Raw genomic sequence first — 16,535 nt, forward strand, 5'->3', positions numbered from 1 at the left:
GTCGGCGACCCCGTCTCCGTTGCCGTCGGCGGCGTAGCGGCTCCAGGTGCTCGGCAGGAACTGCATCGGGCCGAGCGCGCGCACATAGCTGCCGTCGGCGGCCCGGATGATCTCGTTCCCGGGCAGGGTGCCGTCCAGCGCGGGACCGAAGATCGGGGTGAGGGTGGTCCCCGCGGCGTCGGTGCGGCCGTTGCCCGCGTGCCCGGATTCGATCCGCCCGATGCCCGCCAGCAGGTTCCAGGTCAGGCCGCAGCCCGGCATCGATGACTCCAGCGCCAGTTCGGCATTGCGGTAGGCGGCGAGCACGATCTCCGGTATGCCGAGTGCGTTGCCCGCGGCGGGCAGTGTGAGGGTGTGCAGCGGAACAGTGCCCGCGAACAGCGGGATCCCGTCGGCGGGTGGGCTCAAAGCCCGGAGGTTACGCGGAGGCTGGGGAGAGACAGGCAACATGCCCAGTGTCTGGGTCACCGGCTCTTCGCTGGTGGTGGCGTTGGCAGTGTTGTTTTCGGTAGTGCCGTCGCGGTCGGTGGTGAGCAGCGACTCCGGGGCTTCGGGCGGGGCGGACGAGGTCACGGTGTTGGTCGCCGAACCGCTGGCCACCAGGCCCGCCACCACTAGAGCAGACATCGCTATCGGTGTAGGTATCCGCATTCGGCCGCACCAATCCTCTACGTCGCTGGTGAGCAAGCTGTCTCGGACATTCGACCGGTCACCCGCTCAGGACAACGTGATCCAGGTTACCCAGCAGTCAGTACAGTGTCGGGGATTTCCGGGTCAATCATCGGCTGGATCGCCGCTGGACGGGGAAGCCGGAACCCGCGGCTGCTTTCGGCCCGCGGATTTGCTGCGTTCGGTTTTTCGCTCGATATGCTTGGTTTTGTCCGAGGCTATCTCTGTGCCCGGCATATTCGCGGCCTCGATCCGGTCCAGCACGTCGCGCATTTCGTCGAGTTCGCGCCGCAGATAATCACGAGTGGCCACCTCGCCGACCGCGATCCGCAATGCGGCCAGTTCGCGGGCCAGGAATTCGGTGTCGGCCTTGGTTTGTGCGGCCCGCAACCGATCCTCCTCCAGTGACACCCGGTCACGGTTGTCCTGGCGGTTCTGCGCCAGCAGGATCAGCGGCGCCGCGTAGGCGGCCTGGGTGGAGAAAGCCAGGTTGAGCAGGATGAACGGATACGGATCCCAGCGCAGCGCGATCACGAAAACGTTCAACAGGATCCAGACGACCACCACCACCGTCTGCAACGCCAGATACCGCCCGGTACCGAGAAAACGGGCTATCCGTTCGCTGCCGCGCGCCAATGCCTCGGCGTCCCAGTCGAACCGGAACCGCGACTCGACCGGCGTCTCCAGCCGTTGCCGGGCGGCCGTGGCGGCCCGGCTCACCGTGCCCTTATCAGTCATGACTGCCGACTCCCTCGTGCAGTTCGTCTTCTTCGCGCCAGCCCGCGGGCAGCAGATGGTCGAGCACATCGTCGACACTCACCGCGCCGAGCAGATGCCCCTGCGCATCGACCACCGGTCCACACACCAGGTTGTAGGTGGCGAAATACCGGGTGACCGCGGCGAGCGGTACCTCGGGCCGCAGCGTAGCCAGATCGGAGTCGAGCAGGCCGCCCACCAGATGCGCCGGCGGTTCGCACAGCAACTGCTGGAGATGCACACAGCCGAGGTAGCGGCCGGTCGGCGTTGCGGTGGGCGGCCGGACCACGAACACCATCGACGCCAACGCCGGCGTCAGGTCGGGGTTGCGCACTCGGGCCAGCGCTTCGGCGACGGTGGTCGATGGGGTGAGTACCACCGGTCGCGGTGTCATCAGGCCGCCCGCGGTATCGGGAGAATGCTCGAGCAGCCTGCGGACCGGCTCGGACTCCTGCGGATCCATCAGCGCCAGCAGCGCTTCGGCCTCGTTTTCCGGCAGCCCGCCGAGCAGGTCGGCGGTGTCGTCGGGGTCCATAGCGTCCAGGACATCGGCGGCGCGTTCCACCTCGAGTTTGCCGAGTAGACCCACCTGCTCGTCGGAGGACAGCTCCTGGATGACATCCGCGAGCCGCTCGTCGTCCAGTGCGACCGCCACTTCGACGCGCCGCTTCTCCGGCAGTTCCCGCAGCCGATACGCGACATCGGCCGCACGCAGTCCTTCGAACTGCTCCAGCAAGGTGGTGACATCCTGCCCGGGCCTACCGATTTCATACGGTGTCAGCCCGCTGACTTGCAACCAATCCACCACGTGCACGGTGCGCCGCCTACCAAGCCGTCGATGCCCGCGTACCGCGACCCGCGATAACCGCCAGTCCCTGGTCCGGGTCTGCTCGATCCCCAGATCGACCACGAACACGTCGACCCCGGTCAGATCGGGCAGGTCAGGGTCGTCGACGCGGACGGCGGAATCCACGATCTGCGCCAAGGCCAGCAACTCGCCTGGCCGCTGCGCGAACCGGCGCAAGCTGACCGTGCCGGTATTGAGGGCGACCATGCGCGGTTCGATCGAGGTCACCCGCAGCATCGGCACGAAGATCCGCCGCCGTGTCGGTAACTCGACCACCAGCCCGTGGACCCGTGGCTGCTGCCGGTCGTAGCGAATGGCCACCACGACATCGCGTATCCGGCCGATAGACTCCCCATCCGGACCGAGCACCGCCAGGCCGGCCAGCCTGGCGACGTACACCCTGGTAGCTGCCATGACTGTCAGGCTAGAGGGTTCGGGCCGACCAGGGCCGACGAGAAGGAGAGTTGATGAAGCCGCGCCGATCCGTGCTCGCCGTGCCGGGTAGCAACCCGAAGATGATCGAAAAAGCCAAAGGGTTGCCGGTCGACGAGGTGTTCCTCGACCTGGAGGACGCCGTCGCGCCGGGAGCAAAAGCCGCGGCGCGGGCGAATATTGTTGCTGCACTGAACGATTCCGGCTGGGGTGATCAGCTGAAGGTGGTCCGGGTCAACGATTGGACCACCGCCTGGACCTACGCCGACGTGATCTCGGTCGTCGACGGCGCAGGCACCGCCCTCGATGCCATCTTGCTGCCGAAGACCACCGACGCCGGTCAGGTGCGCGCGCTGGATCTGCTGCTGACCCAGCTGGAACAGGCCAACGGCCTGGAACCCGGCCACATCGGCATCGAACCACAGATCGAGAATGCGCTCGGTTTGCGCAATATCGACCAGATCGCCACCGCCAGTCCCCGGGTACAGGCACTGGTGTTCGGTCCGGCCGATTTCATGGCCAGCATCAACATGCGCACCCTGGTGGTCGGTGAACAGCCGGAGGGCTACCAGCCCGGCGACGCCTACCATCACATTCTGATGACCATCCTGCTCACCGCCCGCGCACACGGCCTGCAGGCCATCGACGGCCCCTATCTGCAGATCCGCGACCTCGACGGATTTCGCCGCGCCGCCGCCCGCACCGCGGCTCTGGGTTTCGACGGCAAATGGGTGCTGCATCCGAGTCAGGTGGACGCGGCCAACGAGATCTTCAGTCCGCGTCAAGACGATTACGACCGGGCCGAACTGATCCTCGACGCCTACGCGTACCACACCTCGGCGGCAGGCGGTGCCCGCGGCGCGGTCATGCTCGGCGAGGAGATGATCGACGAAGCCAGCGCCAAGATGGCTGCGGTGATCGCGGAAAAGGGCCGGGCCGCCGGTATGAAACGCACCTCTGTTTTCACCCCGCCGCCGGCGTGAACCACTGATATGCGGCCGCATACCGATGATGGACCGGACACAGCTGCAGCGTCGCGGCCGCATCGGATAGCAGAATGGAGTCATGACGAATCCCTTGGGGAACGCCAATCGCGGTAGGCAGAACCTGCCGACACCCCCGTCGGGCTGGCCGGTCGGCTCGTACCCGACCTATGCCGAGGCGCAGCGGGCCGTAGACTATCTGGCCGACAACCAGTTCCCGGTGCAGAACGTGACCATCGTCGGAGTGGACCTGATGCAGGTCGAGCGAGTTCTTTACCGGTTGAACTGGGGCAAGGTCATCGGCGGCGGTATCGTGTCCGGCGCGTGGCTCGGGTTGTTCCTCGGGCTGCTGCTGAGCCTGTTCACCGCAGGAAGTGCCTTCGGTCCGCTGCTGGTCGGCCTGATCGGCGGCATCATCTTCGGGCTGATCTCCGCCACCATCCCGTATGCGGCGACCCGCGGGCAGCGCGATTTCGCCTCGACCATGCAGTTGGTCGCGGGCCGCTACGACGTGCTGTGCGATCCCAGAACCGCCGAGCAGGCGCGGGACCTGCTCGCCCGGCTGGCCATCTAGGCGATGGACGTGGTCGAACAGGTACGCGGCGGGGTGCTGCGGCACTTCGGTGTTGACTCCTCCGCTGTCGATGCCGCCTCGGTGACCTTCCTCGGGCTGGAATCGATCGAGATCCTGCGCATCGCATCCGACGATCTGGTGCATTACGCGACGCTGGGCGGTTCGCGGCATCCGATGGGCGACCCCGCCGAGGTCCTCGCCGACCCGGTGCGTGGGCCGCGCGCCGAGCTGGTGCTGACCTTGCGCGCGGGCGTCGGCGCGAGTTCCGGTTTGGCCAAATCGCTCGGCGTACTTGTCGCCGCACCCGCGGTGGAAGGCGTTGTGCTGCAAGAGGATGCCCTGCTCGATCTGGGCGAGCCACTGTGGCGGGATGCCCCGTTCACCGCGGTACTGCTCGGCGCGAGTGATATTCCGGAGATCCGGCTGCCCGAACCCGCCGAGCCGGTGCGATATTTCAGCGTTGCCCCGGTGACCGCCACCGAGGCCGCGTGGGTGCGGGTCAGGGGCGCCCAGGCGCTGCGCGACGCGTGGGCCGAAGCGGGGATCGATGTGCGTGACCCGCGGCGGGGAGTCGCGCAGTTGTGACAGCCGGGGCGGTCACCCTGACAGCCCGCTGACGGCGCACCTGGCGGTTCGCTGACGAATGCTCCGTCGGCGTATCTGGTGGGTGCATCTGATGGTCCGCTGACGGCGCACTGCCAAACTGGAGGGCGTGCGCATCGATCTGCATACCCATTCCACCGCATCAGACGGCACCGACACCCCGGCCGAGCTGGTGCGCAAGGCGGCCGAGGCCGGTCTGGACGTCGTCGCGATCACCGACCACGACACCACCTCGGGGTGGGCCGAGGCGGTTGCGGCCCGGCCTGCGGGGCTGACCTTGGTGCGGGGTATGGAGATGTCGTGCGTCGGCCGCGGCGACGACGGCTGGCCGGTGGCGGTGCATCTGCTGGCCTATCTGTTCGATCCCGCCGACCGCAGTTTCGCGCAGGAGCGTGAGCGGCTGCGGGCCGAACGCACCGAACGGTTGCGGGCGATGGCCGAGCGCATGGCGGCCGACGGTCTGCCCATCGACCCGGTCGCGGTACTGGCCTCGGCAGGCCCGTCGGCGGGGCGCCCGCATCTGGCCCGCGCGCTGGTCGCGGCCGGTGTAGTGGCATCGGTGGACGCGGCGTTCGTCGAACTGCTCGCCCCGCGCGGGCGTTATTACGTGGAAAAGGCCGATACACCGTTGCGTCGCGCGGTGGAGATGATCGCTGCTGCGGGCGGGGTGAGTGTGGTCGCTCACGCCCGCGCCCGCAAGCGCGGCCGGCTGTTGGCGCTGGACGAGGTCAGGGAGCTGGCGGGCGCCGGGCTCGGCGGGCTAGAGGTCGATCACCCCGACCACAGCCGAGCCGATCGGCTGCTGTTGCAGGAGCTCGCTGCCGATCTCGGGCTGCTCACCACCGGCTCGTCGGACTACCACGGCACCAACAAAACCCTCCGGCTCGGCGAATGCACCACCGATCCGGCGCAGTTCGAGAAACTGGTCGGCCGCGCGACCGGGGTGCCGGTGGTCGGCTCGTGAAATTGGCGCGCGGAATAAGCGGGATCGTCGCCGCCGGGGTGGTGTTGCTCGCGTTCGTCGTGGTGGGTGCCGCGTTTCTCGGTGCGCGGCGTGGGTTTCCCGGGCCGGGCGGGGTTTCGGTGATCTGGCATGTGGTAATTGCGGCGATAGCTATTGCGGCGCAGGTGTTTTCGGATCGGCAACGCGGTGCGGCCGCTTTCGCCGCTTCCGCCGCGGTGGTGTTGGCGGCTGGGGTTCTACTCTGGACCCAATGGTGGGGCTGAGGAGAACCCTGCCTCGAGTGGGACGCCGGGCAGGGGCTCACAGCCGGGAAGGTGCGGGGGAGTGACAGCTCACCTCCGAGGCGCAACCTCCTGCGCGTTTCTTCTTACGTGGGGATAACTCCAGCGCCCTACCCTGAGTCGATGGCAGGACCGACACCGAACACAACACGCATGAGGCGCCCGGTTTGGAAATCGACCGAGGTAGCTGGCAGAATGTTGCGGATTCCCGACCGTTGCCACCGCCGGGCAGGGGATAACCGGCTGTTACCGCTGCACGACGCACCATCGTGACCGGTGACGGCCCTGCTCTCGAGTTCTACCGGGCCCACCCGTCCGGCTCCCGCTGCACCGGATCAGTGCTACCCCGAGCCTTCGTATTCACCTCGTTTCGGCGAGTACGCGGCGGATCGACTCCCACCGGAAACATGCCGGTCAGCGCACCCGATGAGCGTTATGACGCACCTAACACCCAATACCCGGCGGTAACCGTCCCCCGGTTGCGACCGTACCGAGCAGGAGTGAAATCGTGTCACCTGTGACTGACGCACCGAATGCCACTGCCAGCAAAAATGAGGCCGCTGATCTGACGGCGATCACTCATGAGGAGATCTTCGCCGGTCACCTCGGCGGCAAGCTGTCGGTAGAGCTCAGCTCGCCGCTGGACACCCAGCGCGACCTATCGATCGCCTACACCCCCGGTGTCGCGCAGGTCAGTCGCGCGATCGCGGAGGATGCGGCGCTGGTTAAGCGCTACACCTGGACCGACCGGCTGGTCGTGGTGGTCAGCGACGGCACCGCGGTGCTCGGCCTCGGCAATATCGGCCCGCGCGCCTCGCTGCCGGTGATGGAGGGCAAGGCGGCACTGTTCAAGAAGTTCGCCGGGCTCGACTCCATTCCGCTCGTGCTCGACACCACCGACGTGGACGAGATCGTGGAAACGCTGGTCCGGCTGCGGCCCAGCTTCGGTGCGGTCAACCTGGAAGACATCTCCGCGCCCCGCTGCTTCGAGATCGAGAAGCGGGTTGTTGAGGCACTGGACTGCCCGGTGATGCACGACGACCAGCACGGCACCGCCATCGTGGTGCTGGCGGCGCTCAACGGTGCGGCCAAGGTGCAGGGCCGCAACCCCGCCGACCTGAAGGTCGTGGTGTCCGGTGCGGGCGCGGCAGGCGTGGCCTGCACCAATATCCTGCTCGCTGCAGGCATCAAGGACGTCACCGTGCTCGACTCGCGGGGCATCATCGGCCGTGAGCGGCTCGACCTCAACGAAGTGAAGTCCGAGCTGGCGCAGCGCACCAATCCGCGCGGGCTTTCCGGTTCCGCCGCCGACGCGCTGGCCGGTGCCGATGTGTTCCTCGGCCTGTCCGCCGGAAAGATCCCGGAAGAGCTCATTGCGTCGATGGCGCCGGAGTCGATCGTGTTCGCCATGTCGAACCCGGATCCGGAGATCCACCCCGATGTGGCCGCCAAGTACGCGTCGATCGTCGCCACCGGCCGCAGCGACTTCCCGAACCAGATCAACAACGTGCTCGCCTTCCCTGGCGTCTTCAAGGGCGCTCTCGACGCGGGGGCGCGCCGGATCACCGAGGGGATGAAGATCGCCGCCGCCGACGCGATCCTCGGTGTCGTCGCCGATGAGCTGGCCGTCGACAAGATCGTGCCGAGCCCGCTCGACCCGCGCGTCGCGCCTGCGGTCGCCGACGCCGTCGCCGCCGTGGCCCGCGCCGAAGGCGTTGCCTGAGCAGTAGTCAGCTGACGAACCAGCGGGGCGTCCGGTTCCGGGTCTGAGCCGGTATCGGTGCGCTCGCAGGCACCGGTACATTCTGTGACGTCCATACCGCCCTGATGGGTGCCCCGCTGGTTAACGGAGAGTTGGTGTCGCCGGATGGTGCTGGCTGCGTCGAGGCGGATGCTGGCCCGAGTCCTTGTCGCCGCGGCTGCCGCGCTGGCAGTGTCCTGTGGAAGTGATGATGCGCCCGCGCCGGTCGTGGTGGGTGCGGGGGACTCGGCGGAATCACGCGTGCTTGCCGAGGTTTACGCGCAGGCGCTGGCGCGCACCGGCATCGTCACCGCAGTGCGACCGGATCTGGGCGGCCGCGCCGACTATCTGGCGGTGTTGGACGCGGCCGAGGTGACGCTGGTCGGCGAGCACAACGGCGCGCTGCTGGCCGCGCTCGGCGCCGACAGCGAGGACGGGACCGTCGACAAGGTGACCGAAGCGTTGTACGGGTCGCTCCCGCCGGGACTGGTGGTCTCCGACGCCGCCGACGGCACCGATCTGCGCCCACGGGTGGTGCTCACCGACGCGGCCGCCGGGCAGTACCGCATCGGCTCGATCGACGATCTGCTGCCGCATTGCCCGGCCTTCACCGTGGCCGTCGCCCCGGTATCCGGCTTGCTCACGCTGCCCGCGCCCGCGGCGGATATCGACGGCTGCGAATTCGCCGCGACCCTGACGCTGCCCGATGCAGGTGAACTGCGTCGCGCCCTCACCGAGGGCCGGGCCCAGGCGGGCGTACTCACCGGTCCCGCCGAACTGATGCCCGGCGGCGGGGCAGGGCTGACCGTGCTGTCCGACGACGAATACGCTTTGCCCGCCCAGAATGTACTGGCCCTGGTCCGCAAGAATGTGCTCGGTGAACGGCAGTGGGAAAAACTCAACTATGTCGCCGGTGAACTCACCACCGACGAACTGCTGACCATGGTGCGCCGGGTCCGCGACGATGCGGCCGACCCGGCGGAGCTCGCACGCACCTGGCTGGACGCCCACGGCCTGTAGCGGGGAGAATCGCCACCCAGGCAGATGACGTTGGATCACAGGACGCACCACGGTTCCCAGCTGACCTGGCGCTACCGAACCCGGCGTCTCGGGTGCCTCCGATCAGGAACGGAAACGATGTCTTCTCAACGTAATCCATGGCTGGCGTTATTCGCGCTGGTCATCGGGTTCTTCATGATCCTGTTGGATACGACGATCGTCGCGGTCGCCAACCCGGCCATTATGCAGAGCCTGCACACCGATATCGACGCCGTCATCTGGGTGACCAGCGCCTACCTGCTCGGCTACGCTGTGCCGCTGCTGGTGACCGGACGGCTCGGCGACCGCTTCGGCCCCAGGAACGTCTATCTGCTCGGGCTCGCAGTCTTCACTGCCGCGTCGCTGTGGTGTGGGCTGTCGGGCACGATCGCCATGTTGATCGCGGCGCGCGCAGTCCAAGGCCTCGGCGCGGCGTTGATGACCCCACAGACCATGGCGGTCATCACCCGCACCTTCCCGCCGGACCGGCGCGGGGCGGCCATGGGACTGTGGGGCGGTGTCGCGGGCCTGGCCACGCTGGTCGGCCCGATCCTCGGCGGTGTGCTGGTCGATGGGCTCGGCTGGGAATGGATTTTCATCGTCAACGTCCCGGTTGGGATCTTCGCGTTCGCGTTGGCCGTATGGCTGGTTCCGGCGCTGCCCACCAATCAGCACAAGTTCGATATCCCCGGTGTCGTACTCAGCGCGGTCGGCATGTTCTTGCTCGTATTCGGCATCCAGGAAGGCAATACCTACGACTGGTCGTTGCGGATCTGGCTGCTGATCGGCGCCGGTGTGGTTGTGCTCGCGGTATTCCTGGTGAATCAGGCCCGCAATACCGGGGAGCCGTTGGTGCCGCTCGGCCTGTTCCGGGAACGCAACTTCGCGTTGTCGAATCTTGCTATCGCGACAATGGGCGCGGCGTCGACGGCGGTGATGATACCGACCTACTTCTACCTGCAAGCTGTGCGGGAATTGACGCCAACCGAGTCGGCGCTGGTCTTCGCACCGATGGCGATTGTGACCGGTATCTGCGCGCCGTTCATCGGCAAGCTCAGCGACCGGATGCATCCGCGTTTGATTCCCGCCGCCGGGTTCACCTTGTTCGCGTTGTCGGTGATGTGGTTCGCGAAGTTGATGACGCCGGACTCTGCGCTGGTCTGGTTCCTGGTAGCGGGAGGTCTGGCCGGTTTCGCCAACTCCTGCATCTGGTCGCCGCTGGCGACCACCGCCACCCATAATCTGCCGGTGCAGCGTGCGGGCGCGGGCGCGGGTGTGTACAACACGACCCGTCAGGTGGGTGCGGTACTCGGCAGCGCCGCGATCAGCGCCCTGGTCGCCGCCCGCATGAACGCAGGCGGCCTCGGCGAGGCCCCGGTCGGGGAAGGTGTGGGCGCAACCGCCATCCCGGAACCGGTCAAGGCTGCGTTCAGCTCGGCGCTAGAGGAATCCACCTATCTGCCCGCTTTGTTCCTGTTGGCGGGCGCGGTGGCTTCGTTCCTGTTCGTGCGGCACGGGGTATCTGCCCGAACCGGAGCGACGCCGCCCGTGGAGCGAGCGAAGACCGAATCCCTGACTCCTTGAGCCGGGCATGACACACGAAGGCGCCGGTAGCGAATCCGTTCGCTACCGGCGTCTTCGTCCAGGCGATCAGCTGTAGATCTTGTCGACCTCGGCGGCGTACTGCTTCATCACCACGGCACGCTTGAGCGACATCTTCGGGGTGAGCTCACCGGTTTCCTGAGTCCAGTCGACGGTCAGGATCCGGGTCTTCTTGATCTGCTCGGCCTTGGAGACTTGCTTGTTGGTCTCGGCAACCGCGGCATCGATCTCGGCGACCAGGCTCGGGTGCTCCACCACCTGTTCGATCGGGGTGTCCGCGGCGAGACCGTTGCGTTCCTTCCAGCCGGGCAGCGCCTCCGGGTCCAGAGTCACCAGCGCGGCGACGAACGGTTTGGCGTCGCCGACCACCATCACCTGGCTGATCAGCGGATGTGCCCGCAGCGAATCCTCTAGCAGCGACGGGGAGACGTTCTTGCCGCCGGCGGTGACGATGATCTCCTTCTTGCGGCCGGTGATGGTGATGAAGCCGTCCGCGTCCAGGGTGGCCAGGTCGCCGGTCTTGAACCAGCCGTCGTCGAACGCCTCCTCGGTGGCCTCGGCGTTACCCCAGTAGCCGTCGAATACCACCGAACCGCGCAGCAGCAGCTCGCCGTCCTCGGCGATCCGGGCGGCATGCCCCTCGATCGGGCGGCCGACGGAGCCGACCCGGATGTGCTCGGGGGTGTTCACCGAGACGGCGGCGGTGGTTTCGGTGAGGCCGTAGCCCTCGTAGATGGTGACGCCGACACCGCGGAAGAAGTGACCGAGGCGTGCTCCCAGCGGGCCGCCGCCGGACACCGCGGCCTCGCAGTTGCCGCCGAGCGCGGCGCGCAGCTTGCCGTAGACCAGCTTGTCGAACAGCGCATGCTTGAGCTTGAGCACCAGGCCGGGGCCACCGGTCTCCAGCGCCTGGCTGTAGGCGATGGCGGTGTCGGCGGCGGCGTCGAAGATCTTGCCCTTGCCCTCGTCGTGTGCCTTCTGCTTGGCGCCGTTGTACACCTTTTCGAACACTCGCGGCACCGAGAGCACGAAGTGCGGCTTGTGCTCGGCGAACTGCTGCACCAGGGTCGTCCAGTCGGAGGTGTGGGCCACGGTGACCTTGGCGTCGAACGCGGCTAGGCCGACAGCGCGGGCGAACACGTGCGCCAGCGGCAGGAACATCAGGGTCTTTTTGCCCGGTGCGACGTACTTACCCAGCGCGATCCGGTCCGACTTCGATTCGGCATACAGGTTGGCATGGCTGAGCATGACGCCCTTGGGTCTGCCGGTGGTGCCGGAGGTGTAGATCAGGGTGGCCGGGGAGGCGGCAACGACCTGGCTGCGGCGGTTGTGCACGGCCTCGTCGTCGAGGTCGGAGCCGCGGCCGATGATCTCCTCGATCGCGCCGGTATCGAACTGCAGCGTCTCGCGCAGGTCGGGCAGCGCGCCTTCACCGATCTCGTCGATCACGGCGCGATGTTTGGCGTTGTCGACGACCAGCAGTTTGGTGGCGGAGTCTTGCAGGATCCACTTGGCCTGCTCGGCCGACGAGCTGTCGTAGATGGCCACGGTGCAGCCGCCCGCGGCCCAGGTGGCGAAGTCGAGGACGACCCATTCGTAGCGGGTGGGTGCCATGATCGCCACCCGGTCGCCGAGCTCGATACCGGAGGCGATGAGACCTTTCGCCACGTCGGTGACGGTCCTGGCGAACTGTGTCGCCGTCACATCCTGCCAGCCGCCCTTGCCATCGGGGATGTTGAACAGCACCGCGTTCGGCGATTCCTGGGCATGGCGGAAGACGCCGTCGGAATTATTGGCGTCCTCGGGAATGGTGTAGGAAGCCGGAGCTTCGAACTCTCGCATCATGGCCCTTCCACGTGGGTTAACTCGTCAGTAATTTACGGCACCCGCGGAGGGGCCGTGACTTCGACCACCCGTTACCGGCTCCGGTCCGCGCTCCGGCCCGCGCGAACAAAGCCGGTCAGTGATCATCCTAGGTCGCGAAGATGCGCCTCAGGTATGGCTTCACCAGATATGGCTTCGCACAGAAAATCGGCCAGCTCCCGAAGAATCGAGGACGCAGACCCGACCAGTGCGGCCTGCAACTGCGCCACATGCCATAGCCCGCTGCTCTCGGTGAACGCGACCGTCACACCGGCCGCGCGCAGGGCCGCGGCCAACTCGATGCACTGGCTGTGCAACAGCTCGCCGGTATCGACCTGAACATAGGTCGGCGGCAGGCCATGCAGCATCCCGCGCAGCGGTGCGTAACCGGGATCGGTGTTGTCGCCGCCGCCCAGATACGCCTCAGCGCAGGCTCGTGACCATGGCTTGCTGATGACCAGGTCGCGGTGCCGATCGGGAATCTGATTCGGGTCGGCCCACGGTGCGATCAGCCCGAGCGCGGCCGGGGTGTACCCGTGCCGGGCGATCAGGCGTTGCGCGGTGGCCAGCGACAGCCCGCCACCGGCGGAATCACCGGCGATGGCGATCCGGCTCGGGGACAGGCCGAGGCCGTCGACCAGTTCCACAAACGCTGCCTCCGCATCGTCGAGCGCGGCCGGGAACGGGTGCTCCGGGGCCAGCCGATAGTCCAGCGAGTAGACGGGGACGCCGGTCTGGTGCGCCAGCCGTGCGGTGAGCGAACGGTGGGTGGCCGTCGAACCGACCGCATACCCGCCGCCGTGCAGATACAGCACCGCCGCGGAGGAGTCGCTGGCCGCCGTGCCGTGCCGTTCGGCAGGGCGGCCACCCAGGCGCAGGCGATGCACGACCGTGCCGGACGGGACAGGTTGCAGCCGGGAACCGATATCGAGCAGTGCCCGCTGCGCCCGCCACGGTAGCCGTTCGTTCAAACCGACCCGGTAGAACGGGTTCAGCAGGGCCCGTGCGATCGGCAACGGGATCGCGATATCGCGCATATTCTTCTTTCGAGCAGGGCAGGCCGAGCGATCAGGGTAGGAAGCGTCGTTCGACGTTGGCCGCGATGCGCTGATAGGTCGACGGGATCGCCCGCACGAACAGATCGAGCAGCGTGGCCTCCCAGCCGATCAGCACCCGGCCGCGACCTTTGCGCACACCGTCGACGATCGTCTGCGCCGCCATCTCCGGGGAGTGGATGGCCAGGTATTTGTCGAACATCGAGCTGGCGTTCTTACCGTCGATTCCCTCGGCGTAGGTGGCGCTGCGGGCCACGGCGGTCTTGATCCCGCCCGGATGCACACAGGTCACCTGCACCGGCTTGCGGCCGACGATCATCTCCTGGCGCAATGCCTCGGTGAAACCGCGCACCGCGAACTTCGCCGAGTTGTACGCGCTCTGCCCCGGGACCGCCAGCAGCCCGAACAGGCTGGACACGTTCACCACATGACCGGCGCCGGATTCGATCAGATGCGGCAGAAAAGCCTTGGTGCCGTTGACGACTCCCCAGAAGTCGACATCCATCACCCGATCGAAATCCTTGAACTCGGTCTTGTCCACATCGCCGTGGTGGGCGATACCGGCGTTGTTGTACACCTGGTGCACCACGCCGAAATGCGCCTTCACCGCATCGGCGTAGGCAAGCACTGCTTCCCGCTCGGCCACATTGAGCCGATCGGATTTCACCTGCGCACCGAGCTCCTCGCAGCTGTGCACGGTTTCGGCGAGACCGTCTGCGTCGATATCCGACAGTGCCAGCTTCGCGCCGCGGCGGGCCAGGTTGATCGCCAGCGCCCGGCCGATACCGGAACCGGCCCCGGTGATCACGCAAACTTTGCCGCGGAAGTAGCCGTCGTTGCTCACTGTGCGGTCACCACTTTCAGATCAGGGGAGGTGGTGTCGCCGACGGTGGTCGTCTCGTAGGCGGCGACATCGAATTTCTTGGTGAGCCTACGGAATTCGAAGGTGAAATCCGGCCACAGGGTGGTGTTGTTGCCGTGCTTGTCCAGGTACCAGCTGGCGCAGCCGCCGGTATTCCAGACGCTCTTGACGAGCTTGGCTTGCAATTCGGCGTTGAATGCGTCCTGCACTTCGCGGCGGACCTCAACGGTACGCAGGCCGAGCCGATCGAAGGTGGCCAGCGCGTCGGAGATGTAGTTGATCTGCGATTCGATCATGTACACCATCGACGTGTGGCCCAGTCCCACGTTGGGGCCGAGCAGGAAGAACATGTTCGGGAAGTTGGCGATCGCGGAACCTTTGTAGCCTTGCTGGCCGATCGCGTCGAACACCTCCGACAGGGTGCGTCCGTCCTTACCGGCGATGGTGTTGTAGGTCGGCGAGTCGGTGACGTGGAAGCCGGTGGCCACGATGATGGCGTCGACCTCGCGGACGGTGCCGTCCTTGGTGACGATGGCGTTTTCGCGCACCTCGGCGATCCCGTCGGTCACCACGTCGACGTTGTCGCGGCTCAGGGCGGGGTAGTAATCGTTGGAGATCAGCATGCGTTTGCAGCCGATCCGGAAGTTCGGGGTCACCTTGGCGCGCAGTTGCGGGTCGCGGATCTCGTACTGCAGTTTCGCCTTGGCCAGCGCCTCCATGCCGCGCATCAGCGGAGGGAACTTCGCCAGGCCGACGACCTGGGTTTCGCGGGCGGCGTAGATGGCGGCGCGGGACAGGCGCTGCACACCGGGCAGGTATTTGAACGCGAGCCGCTCGGGCAGCAGGTAGGGGCGGTCGAGCCGGGGCAGCAGCCAGGGGGCGGTGCGCTGGTAGACGTCGAGGTGGGCGACCTTGGGCGCGATGGCGGGCACGATCTGGATCGCCGAGGCGCCGGTGCCGATAATCGCGACCCGCTTACCGGCCAGATCGGAGTCGTGGTTCCAGCGGGCGGAGTGGAAGATTTCGCCGGTGAAGTCGTTGATGCCCTTGATATCCGGTAGCGCGGGTTCGCAGAGCGCGCCGACCGCGGAGACCACGGTATCGGCGGTGAAGGAGCCCTGGCTGGATTCGATCTCCCAGCGGCTGTCCTCGTTGTTCCACCTTGCCCCGGTGACGTCGCAGTTGAACAGGTGCTTGTCCAGCACGTTGTACTTTTCGGCGACGTTGCGGATGTAGCCCTGGATTTCGTTCTGCCGGGAGAAGGAGCGCGACCAGTTCGGGTTGAGCGCGAAGGAATACGAGTACAGATGTGACGGCACGTCGCAGGCGGCGCCGGGGTAGGTGTTATCGCGCCAGGTGCCCCCGACGTCGTGGCCACGCTCCAGCACCAGGAAATCGTTGCGCCCCTGCTGAGACAACCGGATCGCCAGACCGAGGCCGGCGAACCCGCTGCCGATGATGATGGTCCGTAGATGCCGGACGGGGCGGTTGCCGACAGCTTTGTCTGTAACCTTGCGACTCATATATCGCAGAGTACGTCCCTATTGAGTGGAGGTCAATAGTATTGACCGATGTTCAGTAGGTCGGCAGCAGGTTATTGACCGACGTTCAGTAGGATGAGGGCGTGCGTAGGACCAGTTCAGCCGAAACAGCCAAGCGAGTCCGCCTCAATCCACAAGAGCGCCGAGCTCAGCTGATCGAGCTGGGTCTCGAGATGCTCGGCGAACGCTCCCTCGAAGACATCTCCGTCAGCGATATCGCCGCCCAAGCCGGAATCTCGCGCGGGCTGCTGTTCCACTACTTCCCCACCAAACAGGACTTCCAGCTAGAAGTCGCCCGCGAAGCCAACGCCGAACTACTGACGCGGGTGACCCCCGACCTGTCGCTGGGCCTATCGGAAATGCTGCGGGATTCGGTGAGTCGCTACGTCGACTACGCCAGCGAAAGCCGCACCTCGTATCAAGCGCTGCTGCGCGGCCCGTCCGGCTCCAACCCGGAACTGGCGGCCATGGTCGACCAGACCCGCAGCGCTATCGTGCACATCATCCTCGCCGCGGCCCCTGTCCCGACCGCAGAACGAGACCAGCCCCGGCTGCTGCTCACGGTGCGCGGCTGGATCGCGTTCGCCGAAGAGACCACGCTGTCGTGGCTGCGCGAAGAAACCATCACCCGAGCCGAACTCGTCGACCTGCTGATGGAATCACTATTGGCGCTGACGAATACGGTCAACCCGGCGCTGGCCGACGCATTCCGCGACTGAACGCC

16 protein-coding genes are annotated in these 16,535 nt (G+C 66.6%); 9 read left to right on the plus strand and 7 right to left on the minus strand.

Features of this window, described 5'->3' with window-relative positions; all coding sequences use genetic code 11:
* The 3 genes from B0T44_RS16790 to B0T44_RS16800 all read right to left on the minus strand — a co-directional run.
* The coding region (locus B0T44_RS16790) for a lytic murein transglycosylase (RefSeq protein ID WP_254893689.1) at positions 1-627 on the minus strand (627 nt) is incomplete at its 3' end.
* A gap of 147 nt (positions 628-774) precedes the next feature.
* On the minus strand, positions 775-1,407 hold the full coding sequence (locus tag B0T44_RS16795) for a DUF1003 domain-containing protein (protein WP_077114661.1): 633 nt from the start codon (positions 1,405-1,407) through the stop codon (positions 775-777).
* Positions 1,400-2,686, minus strand: coding sequence for a magnesium transporter MgtE N-terminal domain-containing protein (locus B0T44_RS16800; protein ID WP_077114662.1), 1,287 nt, complete (start codon positions 2,684-2,686; stop codon positions 1,400-1,402). The genes B0T44_RS16795 and B0T44_RS16800 overlap by 8 nt, the downstream gene beginning before the upstream one ends.
* Before the next feature lie 53 nt (positions 2,687-2,739).
* On the opposite strand from B0T44_RS16800, the gene B0T44_RS16805 reads away from it, so the two are divergent.
* From B0T44_RS16805 to B0T44_RS16840, 8 genes are all read left to right on the plus strand, one after another.
* Complete coding sequence (locus B0T44_RS16805) at positions 2,740-3,687, plus strand: HpcH/HpaI aldolase/citrate lyase family protein (RefSeq protein WP_077114663.1); 948 nt, start codon at positions 2,740-2,742, stop codon at positions 3,685-3,687.
* 82 nt (positions 3,688-3,769) lie between these two features.
* The gene (locus B0T44_RS16810; RefSeq protein ID WP_077114664.1) at positions 3,770-4,261 is read left to right on the plus strand and encodes a YflT domain-containing protein; all 492 of its coding nucleotides are present in this window, start codon (positions 3,770-3,772) and stop codon (positions 4,259-4,261) included.
* 3 nt (positions 4,262-4,264) lie between these two features.
* Positions 4,265-4,846 (plus strand): suppressor of fused domain protein, encoded by a 582-nt coding sequence (locus tag B0T44_RS16815; protein ID WP_081512229.1) that lies wholly within the window; start codon positions 4,265-4,267, stop codon positions 4,844-4,846.
* 127 nt (positions 4,847-4,973) lie between these two features.
* The gene (locus tag B0T44_RS16820) at positions 4,974-5,828 is read left to right on the plus strand and encodes a PHP domain-containing protein (RefSeq protein WP_077114665.1); all 855 of its coding nucleotides are present in this window, start codon (positions 4,974-4,976) and stop codon (positions 5,826-5,828) included.
* On the plus strand, positions 5,825-6,091 hold the full coding sequence (locus B0T44_RS16825) for a hypothetical protein (RefSeq protein ID WP_081512230.1): 267 nt from the start codon (positions 5,825-5,827) through the stop codon (positions 6,089-6,091). The genes B0T44_RS16820 and B0T44_RS16825 overlap by 4 nt, the downstream gene beginning before the upstream one ends.
* Before the next feature lie 526 nt (positions 6,092-6,617).
* Complete coding sequence (locus B0T44_RS16830) at positions 6,618-7,832, plus strand: NAD(P)-dependent malic enzyme (RefSeq protein WP_425436770.1); 1,215 nt, start codon at positions 6,618-6,620, stop codon at positions 7,830-7,832.
* Between the two features lie 144 nt (positions 7,833-7,976).
* A complete protein-coding gene (locus B0T44_RS16835; protein ID WP_077114668.1) occupies positions 7,977-8,870 on the plus strand; it encodes a glycine betaine ABC transporter substrate-binding protein in 894 nt (297 codons plus the stop codon).
* A 117-nt stretch (positions 8,871-8,987) separates the two neighbouring features.
* Complete coding sequence (locus B0T44_RS16840; RefSeq protein ID WP_077114669.1) at positions 8,988-10,472, plus strand: MDR family MFS transporter; 1,485 nt, start codon at positions 8,988-8,990, stop codon at positions 10,470-10,472.
* 66 nt (positions 10,473-10,538) lie between these two features.
* Here the strand turns inward: B0T44_RS16840 and B0T44_RS16845 are convergent, their stop codons facing one another.
* The 4 genes from B0T44_RS16845 to B0T44_RS16860 all read right to left on the minus strand — a co-directional run bounded on the left by B0T44_RS16845 (position 10,539) and on the right by B0T44_RS16860 (position 15,793).
* On the minus strand, positions 10,539-12,332 hold the full coding sequence (locus tag B0T44_RS16845; protein ID WP_077114779.1) for an AMP-dependent synthetase/ligase: 1,794 nt from the start codon (positions 12,330-12,332) through the stop codon (positions 10,539-10,541).
* A 125-nt stretch (positions 12,333-12,457) separates the two neighbouring features.
* Positions 12,458-13,390 carry an alpha/beta hydrolase gene (locus B0T44_RS16850; protein ID WP_077114670.1) on the minus strand — a complete coding sequence of 311 codons (933 nt, stop codon included), beginning with the start codon at positions 13,388-13,390 and terminating at the stop codon, positions 12,458-12,460.
* 31 nt (positions 13,391-13,421) lie between these two features.
* Positions 13,422-14,252: an SDR family NAD(P)-dependent oxidoreductase gene (locus tag B0T44_RS16855; protein ID WP_077114671.1), complete on the minus strand. Its 831-nt coding sequence runs from the start codon at positions 14,250-14,252 to the stop codon at positions 13,422-13,424.
* A complete protein-coding gene (locus B0T44_RS16860; RefSeq protein ID WP_077114672.1) occupies positions 14,249-15,793 on the minus strand; it encodes a flavin-containing monooxygenase in 1,545 nt (514 codons plus the stop codon). Before B0T44_RS16860 ends, B0T44_RS16855 begins: the two co-directional genes overlap by 4 nt.
* 101 nt (positions 15,794-15,894) lie before the next feature.
* On the opposite strand from B0T44_RS16860, the gene B0T44_RS16865 reads away from it, so the two are divergent.
* Positions 15,895-16,530 carry a TetR/AcrR family transcriptional regulator gene (locus B0T44_RS16865; protein WP_077114673.1) on the plus strand — a complete coding sequence of 212 codons (636 nt, stop codon included), beginning with the start codon at positions 15,895-15,897 and terminating at the stop codon, positions 16,528-16,530.
* Positions 16,531-16,535: the final 5 nt, after the last annotated feature.

Origin of the sequence: Nocardia donostiensis (assembly GCF_002081715.1) — a bacterium.
In the GTDB taxonomy this organism is placed as follows: domain Bacteria; phylum Actinomycetota; class Actinomycetes; order Mycobacteriales; family Mycobacteriaceae; genus Nocardia; species Nocardia donostiensis.